The sequence below is a fragment of the Mesorhizobium sp. M1050 genome, assembly GCF_040318715.1.
Classification (GTDB): domain Bacteria; phylum Pseudomonadota; class Alphaproteobacteria; order Rhizobiales; family Rhizobiaceae; genus Mesorhizobium.
Genome location: NZ_JAMYMV010000010.1, coordinates 92,693 through 108,689 on the forward strand (window position 1 = coordinate 92,693; position 15,997 = coordinate 108,689).

Annotated in this window: 17 protein-coding genes; 7 read left to right on the forward strand and 10 right to left on the reverse strand. The window is 63.9% G+C overall.

Annotated elements, in window-relative coordinates; translation table 11 throughout:
• Positions 1 to 55 precede the first annotated feature (55 nt).
• Complete coding sequence (locus NKH57_RS08955; protein ID WP_352943581.1) at positions 56 to 562, forward strand: GNAT family N-acetyltransferase; 507 nt, start codon at positions 56 to 58, stop codon at positions 560 to 562.
• Positions 563 to 591: 29 nt separating this feature from the next.
• Here NKH57_RS08955 and NKH57_RS08960 read toward each other — a convergent pair whose 3' ends face one another.
• Positions 592 to 1,275: a response regulator gene (locus NKH57_RS08960; RefSeq protein WP_352828013.1), complete on the reverse strand. Its 684-nt coding sequence runs from the start codon at positions 1,273 to 1,275 to the stop codon at positions 592 to 594.
• 173 nt (positions 1,276 to 1,448) lie between these two features.
• Here NKH57_RS08960 and NKH57_RS08965 point away from each other — a divergent pair, with 173 nt between their 5' ends.
• The 3 genes from NKH57_RS08965 to NKH57_RS08975 all read left to right on the forward strand — a co-directional run bounded on the left by NKH57_RS08965 (position 1,449) and on the right by NKH57_RS08975 (position 3,959).
• On the forward strand, positions 1,449 to 2,144 hold the full coding sequence (locus tag NKH57_RS08965) for a fumarylacetoacetate hydrolase family protein (protein WP_352604883.1): 696 nt from the start codon (positions 1,449 to 1,451) through the stop codon (positions 2,142 to 2,144).
• A 4-nt stretch (positions 2,145 to 2,148) separates the two neighbouring features.
• Entirely contained in the window at positions 2,149 to 2,799 is a 651-nt protein-coding gene (maiA, locus tag NKH57_RS08970; RefSeq protein WP_352943584.1) for a maleylacetoacetate isomerase, read from the forward strand.
• Between the two features lie 119 nt (positions 2,800 to 2,918).
• Positions 2,919 to 3,959, forward strand: a complete 1,041-nt coding sequence (locus NKH57_RS08975) for a zinc-dependent alcohol dehydrogenase family protein (protein WP_352943586.1) — start codon at positions 2,919 to 2,921, stop codon at positions 3,957 to 3,959.
• Between the two features lie 24 nt (positions 3,960 to 3,983).
• Here NKH57_RS08975 and NKH57_RS08980 read toward each other — a convergent pair whose 3' ends face one another.
• Complete coding sequence (locus NKH57_RS08980) at positions 3,984 to 4,847, reverse strand: DMT family transporter (protein ID WP_352943588.1); 864 nt, start codon at positions 4,845 to 4,847, stop codon at positions 3,984 to 3,986.
• 104 nt (positions 4,848 to 4,951) lie between these two features.
• On the opposite strand from NKH57_RS08980, the gene NKH57_RS08985 reads away from it, so the two are divergent.
• Positions 4,952 to 6,355 (forward strand): aminotransferase-like domain-containing protein, encoded by a 1,404-nt coding sequence (locus NKH57_RS08985; protein WP_352943590.1) that lies wholly within the window; start codon positions 4,952 to 4,954, stop codon positions 6,353 to 6,355.
• A gap of 5 nt (positions 6,356 to 6,360) precedes the next feature.
• Here NKH57_RS08985 and NKH57_RS08990 read toward each other — a convergent pair whose 3' ends face one another.
• Positions 6,361 to 7,248 (reverse strand): LysR family transcriptional regulator, encoded by an 888-nt coding sequence (locus NKH57_RS08990; RefSeq protein WP_352943592.1) that lies wholly within the window; start codon positions 7,246 to 7,248, stop codon positions 6,361 to 6,363.
• Between the two features lie 131 nt (positions 7,249 to 7,379).
• On the opposite strand from NKH57_RS08990, the gene NKH57_RS08995 reads away from it, so the two are divergent.
• On the forward strand, positions 7,380 to 8,849 hold the full coding sequence (locus NKH57_RS08995) for an MFS transporter (RefSeq protein ID WP_352943594.1): 1,470 nt from the start codon (positions 7,380 to 7,382) through the stop codon (positions 8,847 to 8,849).
• A gap of 17 nt (positions 8,850 to 8,866) precedes the next feature.
• Here NKH57_RS08995 and NKH57_RS09000 read toward each other — a convergent pair whose 3' ends face one another.
• From NKH57_RS09000 to NKH57_RS09010, 3 genes are all read right to left on the reverse strand, one after another.
• Complete coding sequence (locus NKH57_RS09000) at positions 8,867 to 9,364, reverse strand: MaoC family dehydratase (protein ID WP_352604897.1); 498 nt, start codon at positions 9,362 to 9,364, stop codon at positions 8,867 to 8,869.
• A gap of 192 nt (positions 9,365 to 9,556) precedes the next feature.
• Positions 9,557 to 9,985, reverse strand: a complete 429-nt coding sequence (locus NKH57_RS09005) for a phasin family protein (RefSeq protein WP_352943596.1) — start codon at positions 9,983 to 9,985, stop codon at positions 9,557 to 9,559.
• Positions 9,986 to 10,097: 112 nt separating this feature from the next.
• On the reverse strand, positions 10,098 to 11,393 hold the full coding sequence (locus tag NKH57_RS09010; protein WP_352943598.1) for a DUF445 domain-containing protein: 1,296 nt from the start codon (positions 11,391 to 11,393) through the stop codon (positions 10,098 to 10,100).
• A gap of 199 nt (positions 11,394 to 11,592) precedes the next feature.
• Here NKH57_RS09010 and rirA point away from each other — a divergent pair, with 199 nt between their 5' ends.
• Positions 11,593 to 12,057: an iron-responsive transcriptional regulator RirA gene (rirA, locus tag NKH57_RS09015; protein ID WP_023757678.1), complete on the forward strand. Its 465-nt coding sequence runs from the start codon at positions 11,593 to 11,595 to the stop codon at positions 12,055 to 12,057.
• A 31-nt stretch (positions 12,058 to 12,088) separates the two neighbouring features.
• On the opposite strand, the gene NKH57_RS09020 is transcribed toward rirA, so the two are convergent.
• From NKH57_RS09020 to NKH57_RS09035, 4 genes are read right to left on the reverse strand one after another with little or no spacing between them, the layout of a single operon-like run.
• Positions 12,089 to 12,877 (reverse strand): heme ABC transporter ATP-binding protein, encoded by a 789-nt coding sequence (locus NKH57_RS09020; RefSeq protein WP_352943600.1) that lies wholly within the window; start codon positions 12,875 to 12,877, stop codon positions 12,089 to 12,091.
• Positions 12,878 to 12,902: 25 nt separating this feature from the next.
• Positions 12,903 to 14,006 (reverse strand): FecCD family ABC transporter permease, encoded by a 1,104-nt coding sequence (locus NKH57_RS09025; RefSeq protein ID WP_352943602.1) that lies wholly within the window; start codon positions 14,004 to 14,006, stop codon positions 12,903 to 12,905.
• 11 nt (positions 14,007 to 14,017) lie between these two features.
• Positions 14,018 to 14,908, reverse strand: a complete 891-nt coding sequence (locus NKH57_RS09030; RefSeq protein ID WP_352943604.1) for a heme/hemin ABC transporter substrate-binding protein — start codon at positions 14,906 to 14,908, stop codon at positions 14,018 to 14,020.
• 11 nt (positions 14,909 to 14,919) lie between these two features.
• Positions 14,920 to 15,981 (reverse strand): hemin-degrading factor, encoded by a 1,062-nt coding sequence (locus tag NKH57_RS09035; protein WP_352943606.1) that lies wholly within the window; start codon positions 15,979 to 15,981, stop codon positions 14,920 to 14,922.
• Between the last annotated feature and the right edge of the window lie 16 nt (positions 15,982 to 15,997).

Sequence of the window (15,997 nt, forward strand, 5' to 3'; positions counted from 1 at the left end):
GTGGGCAATGAGCTTTAGAGTCGAACCGCTTGCTCGACAGAATTGGCCGGCGTTCGTGGATCTGTTTTCGGTGAGCGGACCGGTCGGTCGTTGCTGGTGCATGTACGGAAAGATTGGCCCGGCTTACCGCCAGCGGCTACCCGATGAAAATCGGCGTGCATTTCAGCAATCGGCGTTATCTGGCGATGTGCCCCAGGGCCTTTTGGCCTTCGACGGAGAAATGACCGTGGGATGGTGCCAAATCACGCCCGTCGAAGCAGTGCCTTACCTCAAGACAAGGTGGACCGGCGCCGAAGACCGTCGGGAAAAGACATGGTTCATCTCCTGCTTCTACGTCCGCAAGGGCCATCGTCGACGCGGGATAACTCGAGTACTGATCAAGGTGAGCATCGCTCACGCAAGACGACATGGCGCCGAGGCGATCGAGGCGATGCCACTCGATGGCAGCAAGTCGCCGAGCGCAACGGGTAGCGGGTACGTGTCGACCTTCGAGAGCGCAGGGTTCCAAGCCATAGCACACCGCGATGCGGCCCACCCGCTGATGAGACTTTCATTGTCATAAGCCACGACGCGCACGCCCGCCGTTGGCCCTCAAAACCCAGCCTGGTCCCGAAACAGCTCCGCATTGTCGAGCTTCGACACCTCGATCACCGCCTGCGTGCGGCTGTAGACATTGAGCTTGCGCAGGATTTCCGACACATGCGCCTTCACCGTGGTTTCGCCGACCTGCAGCTCATAGGCGATCTGCTTGTTGAGCAGGCCCTGGCGTAGCATCTGCAGCACCCGCAGCTGTTGCGGCGTCAGCGTCGACAGGCGCTGCACCATGTCGGCGCGGTCGACGCTTTCGGCGTCGGGCGTGCGGCCTTCATAGGTTTCCGGCACATAGATCGCGCCTTCCATCACCGAACGTATGGCGGCGGCCAGATCGCTCTTGCGCGCCGATTTCGGAATGAAACCGGCGGCGCCATAGGACAGCGCCTCGGAAATGATCTTCGGCTCCTCATGGCCCGAGACGACCACCACCGGCAGGCGCGGATACCGGGTTCGGAGCTGCAGCAGGCCATCGAAGCCGTGCACGTCGGGCATGCTGAGATCGAGAAGCGCAAGGTCGAACGACTTGGCGCCGGCCAGAAGGTCGAGCGCCTCGGTGATCGAGCGCGCTTCCACCGTGTCGACTTCGGGATAGGCCATCTGCACTGCGCTGTGCAGCGCCTCGCGAAACAGCGGATGGTCGTCGATGATGAGGAACCGGGCGCGATCGTGGATTGCGGTCATGGGGGTTCGTTTCAGTTCAAGGGCGATTAGGATAACCCCGCCACCATGGCCAGATTATTGCCAAATAGTATATCGCCATCTCCGGCGGAAAGTGCCGTCGGCATGGTCTCGACCAAATTGCCTTGCCCGGGCGCCCAAATCGGTCGAATGTTACCCGCCAAGCAGAGACCCGCATGACAGAATTCGTCCTTCCCTCGCCCGCAATCCCATCGGTGGCCGTTGCAGGCTCACTCGAGCGCTTTGCGGTGCGCCGCATCTTCTGCGTCGGCCGCAACTACGCCGCGCATGCCCGCGAATTCGGCAATGACGAGCGCGATCCGCCTTTCTTCTTCACCAAGCCAGCCGACGCGGTGGTCGATTCCGGCGCTGATATCCCCTACCCGCCGCTGACGGCCAATCTGCACCACGAGATCGAGCTGGTTGCCGCGATCGGCAAAGCCGGCTTCCGCATTCCCCGTGACAAGGCGCTGGATCATATCTGGGGCTATGGCGTCGGTATCGACCTTACCCGGCGCGATCTCCAGGACGAGGCCAAGAAGGCCGCCCGTCCGTGGGACTGGGCGAAGGCGTTCGACCGCTCCGCGCCTTGCGGTCCACTGGTCCCCGCGGCGAGATCCGGACACCCGCAAAAGGGCCGCATCTGGCTCGCCGTCAACGGCCAGGTCAGGCAGGATGCCGACCTCGCCGAACTGATCTGGCCGATATCGGATATCGTGTCGATCTGCAGCGAGGCGATGGAGTTGCAGCCCGGCGACCTGATCTTCACCGGCACGCCGGCCGGCGTCGGCGCGGTTCGTGCCGGCGACACGATGACTGGTGGCGTCGAGGGCGTCGGCACGATCGAAGCGACCATCGGCCAACCGAAGTGAGCGCATGAGCGACCTCGTCCTGCACAACTACTATCGCTCCTCCACCTCCTACCGGGTGCGGATCGCGCTGGAGATGAAAGGGCTGCGCTACGACTACGTGCCGCATCATCTGCGCCATAGCGAGCATCTGGAACCGGCCTATCTCGCAGTCAATCCGCAAGGGCTGGTGCCGGCTCTGATCCTCGGCGACGGCACGCTGCTGACGCAATCGCTGGCGATCATCGAATTCCTCGACGAGACCAGCCCCGAACCACCGCTGCTGCCAAGCGATCCGGCCGGTCGGGCACGCGTGAGAATGCTGGCGCAGATGATCGCCTGCGACATCCACCCGGTGAACAATCTGCGCGTGCTGACCTCGCTGCGCACCCTGTTCGGCGCCGGCGATCAGGACATCACCAACTGGTTCCGCCATTGGGTGAACGAAGGCTTTCAACCGCTTGAGAAGATCCTGGCTTCGTCGCCCGAGACCGGCGCATTCTGCCATGGCGAGACGCCGGGGCTGGCTGACATCTGCCTGGCCGCGCAAGTCACCAGCAACGCCCGCTTCGGCGTCGACCTGAGCCCCTATCCGACGATCGCTCGCATCAACGCCGCGTGCATGGCGCTGCCGGCTTTCCAGAAGGCGGCGCCCCAGAACCAGATCGATGCTGAATAGGGCTTCATCGGCCGACGCGTAACGTCGGCGCCCGGTTCTGGCGGAATCGATTTCCGCTTGACCCAACTGGGAATCGGCTATCGTTTTCCTTGCAACGCAGCAGGGTGGGAGTGTGACCTATGAGAGCCGTCGTCTTCGAGAAATTCGGCGAAGCGCCGACGATCCAGACTGTTCCCGATCCGAAGCCGGCTGCCGATGGCGTCGTCATCAAGGTCGAGGCGACCGGGCTTTGCCGCAGCGACTGGCATGGTTGGATGGGGCATGACGACGGCATTACGCTGCCGCATGTGCCGGGGCACGAACTGGCCGGCATCGTGGTCGCCGCCGGCAAGCAGGTCACCCGCTGGAAGGCAGGCGAACGCGTCACCGTGCCGTTCGCCGTCGGCTGCGGCCGCTGCTTCGAGTGCAATTCGGGCAATCACCAGGTCTGCGAACACCAGACGCAGCCTGGCTTCACCGGCTGGGGCTCGTTTGCCGAATATGTCGCCATCGAACATGCCGATACCAATCTGGTGCGCCTGCCCGACGAGATGGAATTCGCCACCGCCGCCAGCCTCGGCTGCCGCTTCGTCACCTCGTTTCGCGCCATTGTCGATCAGGGGCGGGTCACGCCCGGCGAATGGGTGGCGGTGCATGGCTGCGGCGGCGTCGGCCTGTCGGCGATCATGATCGCCAGCGCCATGGGCGCAAATGTGATTGCCATCGACCTCACCGACGAGAAGCTGGATTTCGCCAAAAAGATCGGCGCCGTCGCCACCATCAATGCGGCAAAGACGCCGAATGTCGTCAAGGCGGTCAAGCAGATCACCAATGGCGGCGCGCATATGTCGATGGACGCGCTCGGCCACCCCACCACCTCGTTCAATTCGATCGCCAATCTGCGCCGCCGCGGCCGCCATGTGCAGGTCGGCCTGATGCTGGGCGAGTATGCTCGGCCGCAGGTGCCGATGGACAAGGTGATCGCCTTCGAACTCGAAATCCTCGGCAGCCACGGCATGCAGGCCTACCGCTACCAGGCGATGATGGACATGATCCGCAACGGCAAGCTCAGGCCCGAACTGCTCGTCGGCAAGAAGATCAGCCTCGACGAAGCACCCGCGGCCCTGATGGCGATGGGCGGCTTCGAGGGCATCGGCATCGGCGTGGTGACGAAGTTTTAGCCGGCCCGGTCGCCCGAGTCGGCCCTACCTTGCGAACTTCTTCGCGCCGAACACGCACAACACCACGCCGAGCGTGATGACGACCATCAGCGGGCTGACCTGCTCGTGCAGCAGCGTCGCCGCCAGGGCGAGGCCGAAGAAGGGCTGCAGCAACTGCAACTGCCCGACGGCGGCAATGCCGCCTTGCGCCAGGCCGCGATACCAGAAAACGAAGCCGATCAGCATGCTGAACAACGAGACGTAGCCCAGTCCGATCCAGGCGTTGGAGCCGACGCCGGCAAAGGACGGCGGCTGCGTCGCGAACGTTAGCACCAGCATGATCGGCAGCGACAGCACCAGCGCCCAGCAGATCACTTGCCAACCGCCGAGCTTGCGCGACAGCGCTGCCCCCTCGGCATAACCCAGGCCGCAGGCGACGATGGCGGCGAGCATCAGGCCATCACCGATCGGCCAAGCCGTTACGCCTTGCGTCAGGGCAAAGCCTGCGACCAGCGCACTTCCAACGCACGAAAACAGCCAGAACGCCGGACGCGGGCGATCGCCGCCGCGCAGCACGCCGAAGATCGCGGTCGCCAACGGCAGCAGGCCGACGAAGATGATGGAATGGGCGGTGGTGACGTGCTTCAGCGCCAGTGCAGTCAGCAAAGGAAAACCAACGACGACGCCAAGCGCGACGATCACCAGCGACAGCAGATCGCCGCGCTCCGGACGTTTCTGCCGGAACAGGAGCAGCAGCGCCAGGCCAAGCAGTCCGGCAATCGCCGCCCGGGCCGACGTCAGGAATGTCGGATCGAAATCCTTCACCGCCACGCGCGTCGCCGGCAGCGAGCCGCTGAAGATCAACACGCCGATGAATCCGTTCACCCAGCCACTCGCGATCTTGTCCATCATATGCTCCGTTTGTCGGCTCTGTATCGAGCGGAGCCCGTGGCATCGCCAGAGACAATGCGGTACAGTTATGCAAAACTGTCATGGGCGATTGAGCAGTACGGATGGACAAACAGACCCTGGGAAGCGAGAGCGGCGGAACGCTGGTCGAAGGCGTCATGACGACGATCCGTCAGCGGATCGCGGCGCGCAGCCTGACGCCGGGAGCGCGATTGCCGTCGATCCGCGCCTTCGCCAAATCCATGCAAGTGTCCAAATCCACCGTGGTCGAAGCCTATGAGCGGCTCGCCGCCGAAGGCGCGATCCGGTCCCGGCCGGGCTCGGGCTTCTATGCCGCCGGCTCACTGGCGCCACTGTCGCTGGCCGAGATCGGCCCCCGCCTCGACCGCGCCGTCGATCCGCTCTGGATCTCGCGCCAGTCGCTGGAAGCCGGCGACGACATGCTGAAGCCCGGCTGCGGCTGGTTGCCGGCCTCCTGGATGCCGCAGGCCGGTTTGCGCCGGGCACTGCGCACGGTTGCGCGCGCGGCCGATATTTCGCTGGCCGACTACGGCACGCCGCTTGGTCTGCCGCCGCTGCGGCAATTGCTGACGCGGCGCATGGCCGGACACGGCATCGAAGCCTCCCCCGACCAGATCATACTGACCGAATCAGGCACGCAGGCCATCGACCTGTTGTGCCGGTTCCTGATCGAACCCGGCGACACCGTGCTGGTGGACGACCCCTGCTATTTCAACTTCCACGCTCTGCTGCGCGCTCACCGGGCCAAGGTCGTCAGTGTCCCCTATACGCCGTCGGGACCGGATATCGACCTGTTCGCGCAGGCGCTGGCCGAGCACCACCCGCGCCTCTACATCACCAACTCCGCCATCCACAACCCGACCGGCGCGGTCCTGTCGCCGGTCACCGCGCACCGGTTGCTCAAGCTCGCCGACCAATCGGATCTGACCATCGTCGAGGACGACATCTTCGCCGATTTCGAACATGCGCCCGCCCCCAGGCTGGCGGCATTCGATGGCTTGAGCCGTGTCGTTCATATCGGCAGCTTCTCCAAGACGCTGTCCGCGTCGGTTCGCTGCGGCTTCATCGCCGCACCGCGCGACTGGATCGAACCGCTGACCGACCTCAAGATCGCCACGACCTTCGGCGGCGGGCGGCTTGCGGCCGAACTGGTGCTGACGCTGCTGAAGGACGGCAGCTACCGCAAGCATATGGAGTTGCTGCGCGCGAGGCTTGCGCGCGCCATGGGCGAGACGAGCGCCCGCCTGAAATCGATCGGCATCGCGCCCTGGATCGATCAGCCGGCCGGCCCGTTCCTGTGGTGCAGCCTGCCGGATGGGGTGGATGCGGCTGAAGTGGCCCGCCGCGCCTTGGCCGACAACATCGTGCTAGCGCCCGGCAACGCATTCAGCCTGTCCGGAACTGCCAGCCGCTTCCTGCGCTTCAACGTCGCCCAATGCGCGGACGAGCGGATTTTCAGGGTGCTCGAGGCGGCGATAGCGCGTTGATTTGCTTACCGCGCCGCGCAAACCTCTGGCACACAGTCGCGTAGCCAGCGTTGCGCCGGATCGGCATCGAGGCGTGGGTGCCACAGCATGGAGATGGTGACCCCAGCGGTGGCAACCGGCAGGGGGAAACTGTGCATGCCGGCGCGTGCGCCCTCGGTATGCCGCTCCGGAACGCTGGCGATCAGGTCGGATGTTCGGGCCATGGCAAGAGCTGCCGAGAAACCGGAAACCATGCACACGACTGTCCGCTGCAGCCCGAGCAGGTTCAAAGCCTCGTCGATCGGCCCTTTCTCGCGGCCACGCCGTGAAACGCTGATGTGCCGGCCAGCAGCATAGCGCTCGGGCGTCACCGCGCCCTCACTCAGGGGATGGCCCATTCGCACGGCGCCGATGAAGCGGTCGCGAAGCAATGCCTGAATGCGCACCTCCGGTCCGGTCTCGCCAGCGACGCCTATGTCCAGATCGATCGCCGCGTCGCGCAACGACATGACGTTGTCGGATTTCGGTGCAAAGCGCAGCCGCACGCCGGGCGCATCGGCCTGGATACGGGCGACGAGACGAGGCGCGAATTCTTCGACGAAACTTTCGTTGGTGCGCAGCGTGAAGATCCTGTCCAGCCTCCCGAGATCAAGCAACCTTGCAGGACGCAGCAGTGCCTCCGCATCCTGGACGACACGGCCAACCTGCTGTCGCAGTTCTTCCGCGCGCGGCGTCGCCACAAGGCTGCGACCAGCGCGAACCAGCAGCGGATCGCCCGTCGCCTCGCGCAGCCGCGCCAGCGTGCGGCTCATCGCCGAAGGGCTGAGACGCAGACGGCTGGCGGCGCGCGCCACGCTGCCTTCGGACAGCAGGACGTCGAGAGCAAACAGCAAATTGAGATCGGGCGATGCCATTGGCGAATCATAGCATATGATATGGCGTTTGACGCACGAATACGATGCAAATGCTGCGCCTTCCGCCATATCAATCAAGAGACTAAATCTCCGCTGGCTCCGGCACTGGAGCTGATGGAAAGGAGATCGCCGTGGCAATCGCTGAGCAAAATCGGGACGGGCGCGCATCGGCGCTGCCACAGATGCAATCCGCCCGCTGGGCGCTGGCAAGCCTGTCGCTCGCCACGCTGCTGTCGTCGCTGGGAACCAGCATTGCCAGCGTCGGGCTGCCATCGCTGATGCAGAATTTCGGCTCATCGTTCCAGTCCGTGCAATGGGTTGTTCTGGCCTATCTGCTCGCCATCACCACACTGATCGTCAGCGCCGGACGGCTGGCCGACATGTTCGGGCGCCGGCCGCTGCTGCTTGGCGGCATCGCGCTGTTCACATCGGCATCGGCGCTCTGCGGTCTGGCGCCGTCCCTCTGGTTGCTGATAGCGGCGCGGGCCGTGCAGGGACTTGGCGCGGCGCTGATGATGGCACTGACGCTGGCTTTTGTCGCGGAAACAGTGAGCAAGGAACGGACCGGCAGCGCCATGGGTCTGCTCGGCGCCATGTCCGCGATCGGGACGACACTTGGCCCCTCGCTAGGCGGCCTTTTGATCGCCGGCCTCGGCTGGCGAGCGATCTTCCTCGTCAATGTCCCGTTGGGTGTGCTGACCTTCGCCCTCGCCTGGCGTGCCTTGCCGGCGCGCAGTAAAACCGTGCAGGCCGATCGCGGCAAGTTCGACGTCACAGGCACGGTCCTGCTGGCGCTGACATTGGCCGCCTATGCGATGGCCATGACGCTTGGCAGAGGCAATTTCGGCGCGCTCAACATCAGCCTGCTGATAGCTGCCGGCATCGGCGGTTTTCTTTTCGCCGCCGTGCAAGCGAGAGTGAAAAACCCCTTGATCCAGCTTGCCGGCTTCCGTGATCTCCAGCTGAGCGCCAGTCTCGCCATGAGCCTCGTTGTCGCCACGGTGATGATGGCGACCCTGGTGGTGGCTCCGTTCTACCTGTCCCGCGGGCTTGGGCTGGATGCCGCAATGGTCGGCCTCGTGCTGTCGACCGGCCCGCTCGTCTCGACCCTGTCGGCGCTGGTGGCCGGACGCCTGACCGACCGCTTCGGCGCTCACAGGATGATGGTCGCCGGCCTGCTGAGCCTTGCCACGGGCACCTTCCTGCTGTCACTCGCCATGACCAAACTCGGCATTGGCGGCTATGTCGTTCCGATCACCGTCACCTGCGTCGGCTACGCGCTGTTCCAGACATCCAACAATGCAGCCGTCATGACCGGTGTCGGTGCCGGCGAGCGCGGCGTCGTTTCCGGCCTGCTCAATCTTTCACGCAATCTTGGGCTCATCACCGGCGCATCGTTGATGGGCGCCATATTCGCCGTCGCGTCGGCTAGAGGACACGAAGGTATTGGTCCTTTGAGTTCCGATGCCGCCGCACGGGGAATGCAGGTCACCTTTCAGACGGCAACGGTGCTGGCGCTGGTCGCGCTGGTCCTCGCATTGCTCTCGGTCCGCGCCGAGTTCAGGCGGCAGAGACTGGTGGAAGTGTCGCAAAACCTCTGATCTGCGCGAACCGGCGCTCAGGCCCCTGCCCGCTTGCGGCGCTCGTAGAGCATGACCAGCGTTTCAGCCGTCAGAGCGGGCTTTTCCTCGCCTTCGATCTCGACCGTATTGGCCGCCTTCATCAGATACTGGCCGGGGCCTTTGTCCTCCATGGACAGCAGCGTGATGCGCAGCCTGATGCGTGCGCCGACCTTGACCGGCGCCAGGAAACGCACCCTGTCGAAGCCATAGTTGAAGGCGGCCTGGGTATTCTCCGGAACGATGCCCATGCCGAGCGCCAGCGCGCCGATGATCGACAATGTCAGGTAGCCATGCGCGATCGTCGTGCGGAACGGGCTTTGCCGCCGCGCCCGCTCGGGATCGACATGGATCCATTGATGGTCGCCGGTGCATTCGGCGAACTGGTCGATCCGGTTCTGGTCGACCGTCGTCCATTCCGACACGCCAAGCTCCTGCCCGGCCATCGTCCTCAACTGCTCGTAGGTCGGCGGCGTTTTAGGCCGTATTTCGGTCATTCCTGGTTTCCCGATCGCTTGCCAAGCCTCCGGACCACGAACTGACGGCCTCTGTCAATTCGCCCTGCGCGAATCCGTTCCGCCGAACCAGGCCACAATCGCGCCATGGCTCCCAGCGCAAGGGGCAGGTCAATCGGTATTTCCCGGCCTTTAGAGCGGCCGGCAGCAATGAGCCGGCCTGGGCCACAGCTGCTACTTCTTCTCGTAGCCGGAGCGAATTTCCTCCATCGCCTCCTTGATGCGCGTGCGCAGAATATCGACCGATTCGGTACCGGATTTCTTTACCAGTTCAGCGACTTCGCCGGCATTCTTCAACGCCGCCTCGAAGGACTTTCTGGCAAATTCCGTTTGTTTGGCCATCAATTCCTGCGGATTGCCAGGCGCCCTGTAGCTCTGCGCCATATCGGTGACTTCGCGCAGCGTGTCCTGCAACATCTCGCGCTGCCTGGACAACAGCGAGGACGCGCCGGCGGCACCGGCTCGTGCCGATTTCTCCAGCGCTTCGAGGTTCTTGCGATGATGGGCGAGGATCGCCTCGACATCGACATTGGGCAGCTTCAGGTCGCGGCCGAATCTGCCGAACATGTCCATGAAGGAATCGGATTCCGGTTGTTTTGCCATGCTGGTTTTCTCCCCTTTGCCGCGGATGCGGGCGCCCTCAGCGGGAGAATAGCACTCGCATGCCGTGTGTCCATTTCGAACGCGATTGAAATCAACGCCAGCTGGGCGTGCATCAATGCACGAGGAACAGCCGCTCTGCCAGATATAGCACGACACCCGCAAGCCCGCCGATGATCATGCCGTTAAAGCGGATATATTGCAGGTCCCTGCCGATGTTCATCTCGATCAATCGCGTCAGCTGCGCAAGATCCCACCGCTTGACCTGGTCGGCGATAAATGTCGACACGCCGCTTTTCTGGCTCTCCACGAACGACGCGAGCGCCACCACGAACCCCCTGTTCATGTCGGCCCTGATCTGCGCATCGCTTGCAAGGTGCCGCCCGACCTCGACGAACATGTTGGCAAGATGCGCGCGGATAACCGAATTCGGCGCCTTGGCGTCCTCCTCGATGAACTGGCCGAGGCTTGCCCACATGTCGCCGGCCAATGCCTTGACCTCCGGCCGGGCCAGGAAATCGCGCTTCAGCTTCTCTGCGCGTTTGGCATATTGCTTCGATGTCCTCAGCCTTTCGACGAAGCCTAGAGCGAAATGGTCGAATTCGGCGCGCATCGGGTGATCCGGATCGGCCCTCACCTCGTCGAGCAGCGAGCCGGCCGAGGCGACGATCTTCTTCAGGAGATAGGCGTCGGCGCGAAACAGGTTGAACAGCGACGGCAATTCCTCGCGGATTTTCTCGCGCATCGTCGCCAGCGCCTGTTCGTCGTTGAGAAAACGGCCGATCACCTTGGTGAATTCATCGAACAGTTTCTGGTGGCGGCGATCGTCGGTGAGCGCCGACAACAGCTCGGCCGCCAGCGGCGCCAGTGGCACCTTCTCGATCTGCTCGAGCATGCGGCTGGTGACGAAGCCGCGCAGGCCGGACTGCTCCATCGCCACAAGCATTTGCGGCACCAGTCGCACGACGAAGCGCGACAGGCCGGCAGCGCGATCGGCATCGGCCAGCCAATCGGCGACGAGCTCCGAAAAATCGACCTCGGCAAGCTTTTCGCGCACCGGTTCGGGCGCCAGGAAATTGACCTCGATGAAGCGGCCGAGATTGTCGGCGATGCGGATCTGGTTCTCGGGGATGATGGCGGTGTGCGGGATCGGCAGCCCCAACGGCCGCCTGAACAGCGCCACCACCGCATACCAGTCGGCCAGGCCGCCGATGGTCGCGGCCTCGGCAAAGGCGGCGACAAACCCGAGCCACGGATAGCTATGCTCGAAAGACTTGGCCATGGCGAAGACGAGAACGCACAGCGCCAGTGCGGCTGTTGCCGCGAATTTCGTGCGCCGCAGCGCCGAAAGCTTGGCGTCCGCGTCGCTACCGATTCGCAAAGGGGTCATGGCCTGGGCCGATTGTGCCATGGTCGAGCTACTCCTCGTCGGTTGCGAGCTAATCTAGTATCTCGCTTGTCCGAATGCCCGCCCTATCCTGCGCGGTCACGGTTTTCCCCGGCCTTGCACATAAGTTGACGCGAATATTCACCTATTATGCCGCGCTAGTCTGGAATTATTCCAAGGTATGGGCCATATTCGATTCAACCTATTGCTTTGCGAGGACAAAATGCGGTTAACGCGCCAGACCAATTATGCCATGCGCATCCTGATGTATTGCGCGGCAAACGATGACCGGCTGAGCCGCATCCCCGAGATCGCCGCCGCTTATTCGGTGTCGGAACTGTTCCTGTTCAAGATCCTGCAGCCGCTGGTCGAACACGGCCTTGTCCAGACCGTGCGGGGCAGGAATGGCGGCGTCAAGCTTGGCCGTGGCGCCGAAGCGATCAGCCTGTTCGATGTGGTGCGCGTGACGGAAGAAAGCTTCGCCATGGCCGAATGCTTCGAGAACGATGCCGCCGAATGCCCGCTGGTCGACAGCTGTGCGCTGAATTCGGCGCTACGCGAGGCGCTGAACGCGTTCTTCGCGGTGCTGGAGCGCTACACGATCGCCGATCTGGTGGCGGCGCGCCCGAATGTGCGCAACCTGCTCGGCATCGACATGCTGTTGGAGCGCCGCGCCCCGGCTGCCTGAACGTGTCTCTGGCTAGACCTACTGCAATAAATTAGGCCGCCGACTGGGGCAGCACGAACGGCATGTTTCCGGCCGGCAGCACGCCGACCCTCAGCCGGCAGTCGAACACTTTTTCGATCAGGTCATCGCTCAGCACGTCCTGCGGCGACCCTGCGGCGGCCAGCCGGCCGCGATGCATGACGAAGATCCGGTCGGCATACATGGCCGTCAGATTGAGGTCGTGCAGGATGGCAACCACGCCGCCGCCGCTTCTGGCGAAGTCGCGGGCAATGTTCATGATGATCAGTTGGTGCTTGATGTCGAGGCTGGAAACGGGCTCGTCGAGGAACAGATAGCGCGGCTTGCCGTCGAGCACTGGCGCCCAGACCTGGCACAGCACGCGCGCAAGCTGGACACGCTGCTGCTCGCCGCCCGAAAGCTCCTGGTAGAAACGTCCGGCAAAACCGTCGAGATCGACGCGCGCCAGCGCCCGTTCCGGCAGCCGCGCATCCTCGCCCGGCAGGACGCCCGAGCGGCCGCCGACAAGACCAAGCTTGACCACTTCTCGCACCGTGAACGGGAACGACAATGTCGTCGCCTGCGGCAGCACTGCGCGCTGGACGGCGGCCTCGACCGGCTTCATCGCGCAGAGATCGCGGCCGTTGAGGGCGACGCGCCCGGTATAGGCGAGGTCGCCGGAGAGCGCCTTGAGGAAGGTCGTCTTGCCCGAACCATTGGGGCCCACGATGGCGGCGATCTCGCCGGGCCGCGCGTGGAAATCGACACCGCTGACGATACGCTTGCCTGCGATGTCAACCGAAACGTCCCTTGCCTCGATCATCCCAACTCCCGCAAATAAACGACTCTCACAGGTCGACTAAGCCGCGCTTGCGCAGCAGTATCCAAAGGAAGAACGGCGCGCCCGCGATCGCGGTGACGATGCCGATCGGTAGTTCGGCCGGTGCCACGACGGTGCGAGCGACCGCATCGGCCAACACCAGCAGCGAGGCGCCGAGCAGCGCCGACGCCGGCAGCAGATAGCGATTGTCCGGGCCGATAGCCAAGCGCAGCAGATGCGGCACCACGATGCCGACGAAGCCGATGCCGCCGCTGACGGCGACGGACGCGCCGACCGCCGCCGAGACCCCGATGATGGCCGTGTATTTCAGCCGCTGCACCGGAATGCCGAGATGGCCGGCGGTCGCCTCACCCAGCGCCAGGGCGTTGAGGCCGCGTGCCAGGAATGGCATCGCCGCCAGCGCCAAGACAATGATCGGTCCGACCGAAGCAATCTTCGCCCAGGTCGCACCGCCTAGCGATCCGAGTGACCAAAAGGTCAGGTCGCGCAACTGGCGGTCGTCGGCCATGAAGATGAGGATGCCGGTCAGCGCCATGGCGAGTGCTGCCAGCGCGATGCCGGCGAGCAGCATTGTGGCAACCGAGGTCTGCCCCCGTCGTGTCGCAACCTGATAGAGCACCAAAGTCGTCGCAAGCCCGCCGAAGAAGGCCGCCAGTGGCAGCGCAAGCGTGCCGACTATGGCTGTCGCCGGAGCCAACACTGTGGCGCCGAGTACGATGACGGCAACCGCGCCGAGGCTGGAGCCAGCCGAAACGCCAATGAGGCCGGGGTCGGCCAGCGGATTGCGGAACAGCCCCTGCATGACCGCGCCGGAGACTGCGAGCGCCGCGCCTACCAGCAGGCCGAGGGTGATACGCGGCAAACGGATGTCATAGACGATCAAGCTGTCGCGGGCGCTCAACGCGGCGTTATCAGGCACGGTGCCGAACAGCCAACCGCTGATGACGTTGACCGCTGACGCGTCCGACGCTCCTGATGTCAGTGATAGCAGGACGGCAATGAAGAGCCCCAGGTACAGCAGCAGGATGACGATGCGGGCGCGGCCTGACCGGTCGCCTTCGGATGCGCTCGCCATCGCCTTCACCGGACCGGCGATCGATTGATCGACCATAATTTGCCTGCTCAATCCGCGACCTGCCCGCCATAAAGTGAGACGGCGAGCTCATGGATGGCGTCAGCGGTGCGCGGCCCGAAGCCGAGCAGATAGGCGCCATCGATGCGGATCAGCTTGCGCGCGGTGCCGGCAGGCGTCGAGGCGACAGACGGATTGCCGAACAGTTCGTCGTCCGACACCGGAGGCCCGGCATTGCTCATCATCAGGATCACGTCCGGCCTGGCGGTGATAACAGCCTCGTCGGACATTTGCTTGTAGCCGGAAAAGCCTTCGACCGCGTTGACGCCGCCAGCCAGCCTGACCATTCCGTCGGCGGCGGTCTCGCTGCCGGCCGCCAGGATCTTGCCGCCCTGTATCGACAGAACGAACAGGATGCGCTTGCGCTGCATGATCGAGGCCGTCTGCTTTTCGGCGGCCGTGAGCCTGGCATCAAGCTCCTTGGCCAGCGCCTCGGCCTTGGCGTCGACGCCGAGTGCCCTGCCGACGATGCGGACCTTCTCGAGGATACCCTCGTGGCTATAATGCTCGGGCACTTCGATGAACGGGACGCTCGTCTTCCTCAAGACATCGACGGCTTCCTTGGGACCGCTGCCGTGCAGCGCCAGGATGCCGGTCGGGTTGACCGACAGGACGCCTTCCGGCGACAGCGCGCGCATGTAGCCGACATCAGGCAGCTCAAGCGCCGCTTTCGGATACCGACTGGTGGAATCGCGCGCCACCAGATGCTTCTCCTCGCCGAGCGCAAAGACAATCTCGGTGATCGAGCCGCCAATGGCCGCAATCCTCGAGGGATCGGCAAATACGGCCGTGCCTTCCGTGGCGTTGACAGGTTGCAGCGCGACGAAAGCAAGGGACAGACCGATCGCCGGTCCGGCGATGATCTTGGAAATGCAACCCATTGTCGTTCTCCTCAGGCTGCTGTCGGGCTTGGGATGCGCGGCAGGTTTTCTGCCAGGAACCGCCAATCGTCACGCTCGCTCTCGCCTTCATGACGCTTGCCGAAGAACTGGATGATCATCTTGCCCTCGGCGTCATAGACCTCGAGCGATGTGACATGACCGTCCTTGGTCGGCTTGCGCACGGCCCAGACCTCGTGGATGTGGTCGGTTCGCAGGCGCAGATGGAAGGTTTCGTCCAGCACGTTGATCCATGGTCCCATCGGCTTGATGGATTTGACTGGACCGGAATGGATCTGGATGCAGCCGCGGTTTCCGACAAAGCACATGATCGGTATCTCGCCCTCCGCGGCGTGATGGAACATGGCACGGACGGCGTCATTGTCGAGCAGCCAGGCATAGTCCTGGCCGACCATGCGCACCGCCTGCCGGCGGCTGAGCTTCAACGTCTTCAGCATGCCGAAGAACTGGTGCACGTCGGTCAGCCGGCTCCAGCGGTCACGCAGGTCGTCGAGATTGGCGGTCGCTTCGTCACCATGGCTCTCGTCGTCGGGGAGAGGCCCCGAAATGTCGACCGTCGACTCCTGATTGGACGATTCGAGCGCGGCGACCAATTTTTGATACGCATAGAGGCTGGAGGCCGGCCGCAGATGCACCTTGTGCACGGCCTCGCCTGCCGCGTCGAAGAACTGCAGGCTGCGGCGGATCTCGTCGCCATCGCGCTTTTCCACGGCAAAGCCATGCACCCACGCTTTCGGGAAGATGCGCAAGTCGATGTTTTCGCCAAGCACCATGGCATTGTGGTTGCCGGTGACGACCTTGTCATAGACCCCGATCTTTTCGTGCACCGCGCTTTCATTGCGGGTCAGCGCCATGACCTCGCCGACTGCCTCGAGGCCGGTCAAAAGATCGTTGACGCGCGGCTCGATGCGAACGACGCCATCGCCGCAATGCGCGGCGACCAGCTCGGCCTCCGAAATGCCGAGTTGGGCAGCCAGATCACGCTTGCGCGCCTTCGGATTGTCTGTCCGTGCCCGCCGGATTTCATGCGGGGCGGGTTTTACGCGCTGGTCCATGTCTCGTCCCTATAGC

What these genes read in the sequence shown, in the direction of transcription:
- NKH57_RS08960 (WP_352828013.1), bottom strand. Translation starts at nt 1,275, where the DNA reads ATGACCGCAATCCACGATCGCGCCCGGTTCCTCATCATCGACGACCAT.
- NKH57_RS08965 (WP_352604883.1), top strand. Translation starts at nt 1,449, where the DNA reads ATGACAGAATTCGTCCTTCCCTCGCCCGCAATCCCATCGGTGGCCGTT.
- maiA (WP_352943584.1), top strand. Translation starts at nt 2,149, where the DNA reads ATGAGCGACCTCGTCCTGCACAACTACTATCGCTCCTCCACCTCCTAC.
- NKH57_RS08975 (WP_352943586.1), top strand. Translation starts at nt 2,919, where the DNA reads ATGAGAGCCGTCGTCTTCGAGAAATTCGGCGAAGCGCCGACGATCCAG.
- NKH57_RS08980 (WP_352943588.1), bottom strand. Translation starts at nt 4,847, where the DNA reads ATGGACAAGATCGCGAGTGGCTGGGTGAACGGATTCATCGGCGTGTTG.
- NKH57_RS08985 (WP_352943590.1), top strand. Translation starts at nt 4,952, where the DNA reads ATGGACAAACAGACCCTGGGAAGCGAGAGCGGCGGAACGCTGGTCGAA.
- NKH57_RS08990 (WP_352943592.1), bottom strand. Translation starts at nt 7,248, where the DNA reads ATGGCATCGCCCGATCTCAATTTGCTGTTTGCTCTCGACGTCCTGCTG.
- NKH57_RS09000 (WP_352604897.1), bottom strand. Translation starts at nt 9,364, where the DNA reads ATGACCGAAATACGGCCTAAAACGCCGCCGACCTACGAGCAGTTGAGG.
- NKH57_RS09005 (WP_352943596.1), bottom strand. Translation starts at nt 9,985, where the DNA reads ATGGCAAAACAACCGGAATCCGATTCCTTCATGGACATGTTCGGCAGA.
- NKH57_RS09010 (WP_352943598.1), bottom strand. Translation starts at nt 11,393, where the DNA reads ATGGCACAATCGGCCCAGGCCATGACCCCTTTGCGAATCGGTAGCGAC.
- rirA (WP_023757678.1), top strand. Translation starts at nt 11,593, where the DNA reads ATGCGGTTAACGCGCCAGACCAATTATGCCATGCGCATCCTGATGTAT.
- NKH57_RS09020 (WP_352943600.1), bottom strand. Translation starts at nt 12,877, where the DNA reads ATGATCGAGGCAAGGGACGTTTCGGTTGACATCGCAGGCAAGCGTATC.
- NKH57_RS09025 (WP_352943602.1), bottom strand. Translation starts at nt 14,006, where the DNA reads ATGGTCGATCAATCGATCGCCGGTCCGGTGAAGGCGATGGCGAGCGCA.
- NKH57_RS09030 (WP_352943604.1), bottom strand. Translation starts at nt 14,908, where the DNA reads ATGGGTTGCATTTCCAAGATCATCGCCGGACCGGCGATCGGTCTGTCC.
- NKH57_RS09035 (WP_352943606.1), bottom strand. Translation starts at nt 15,981, where the DNA reads ATGGACCAGCGCGTAAAACCCGCCCCGCATGAAATCCGGCGGGCACGG.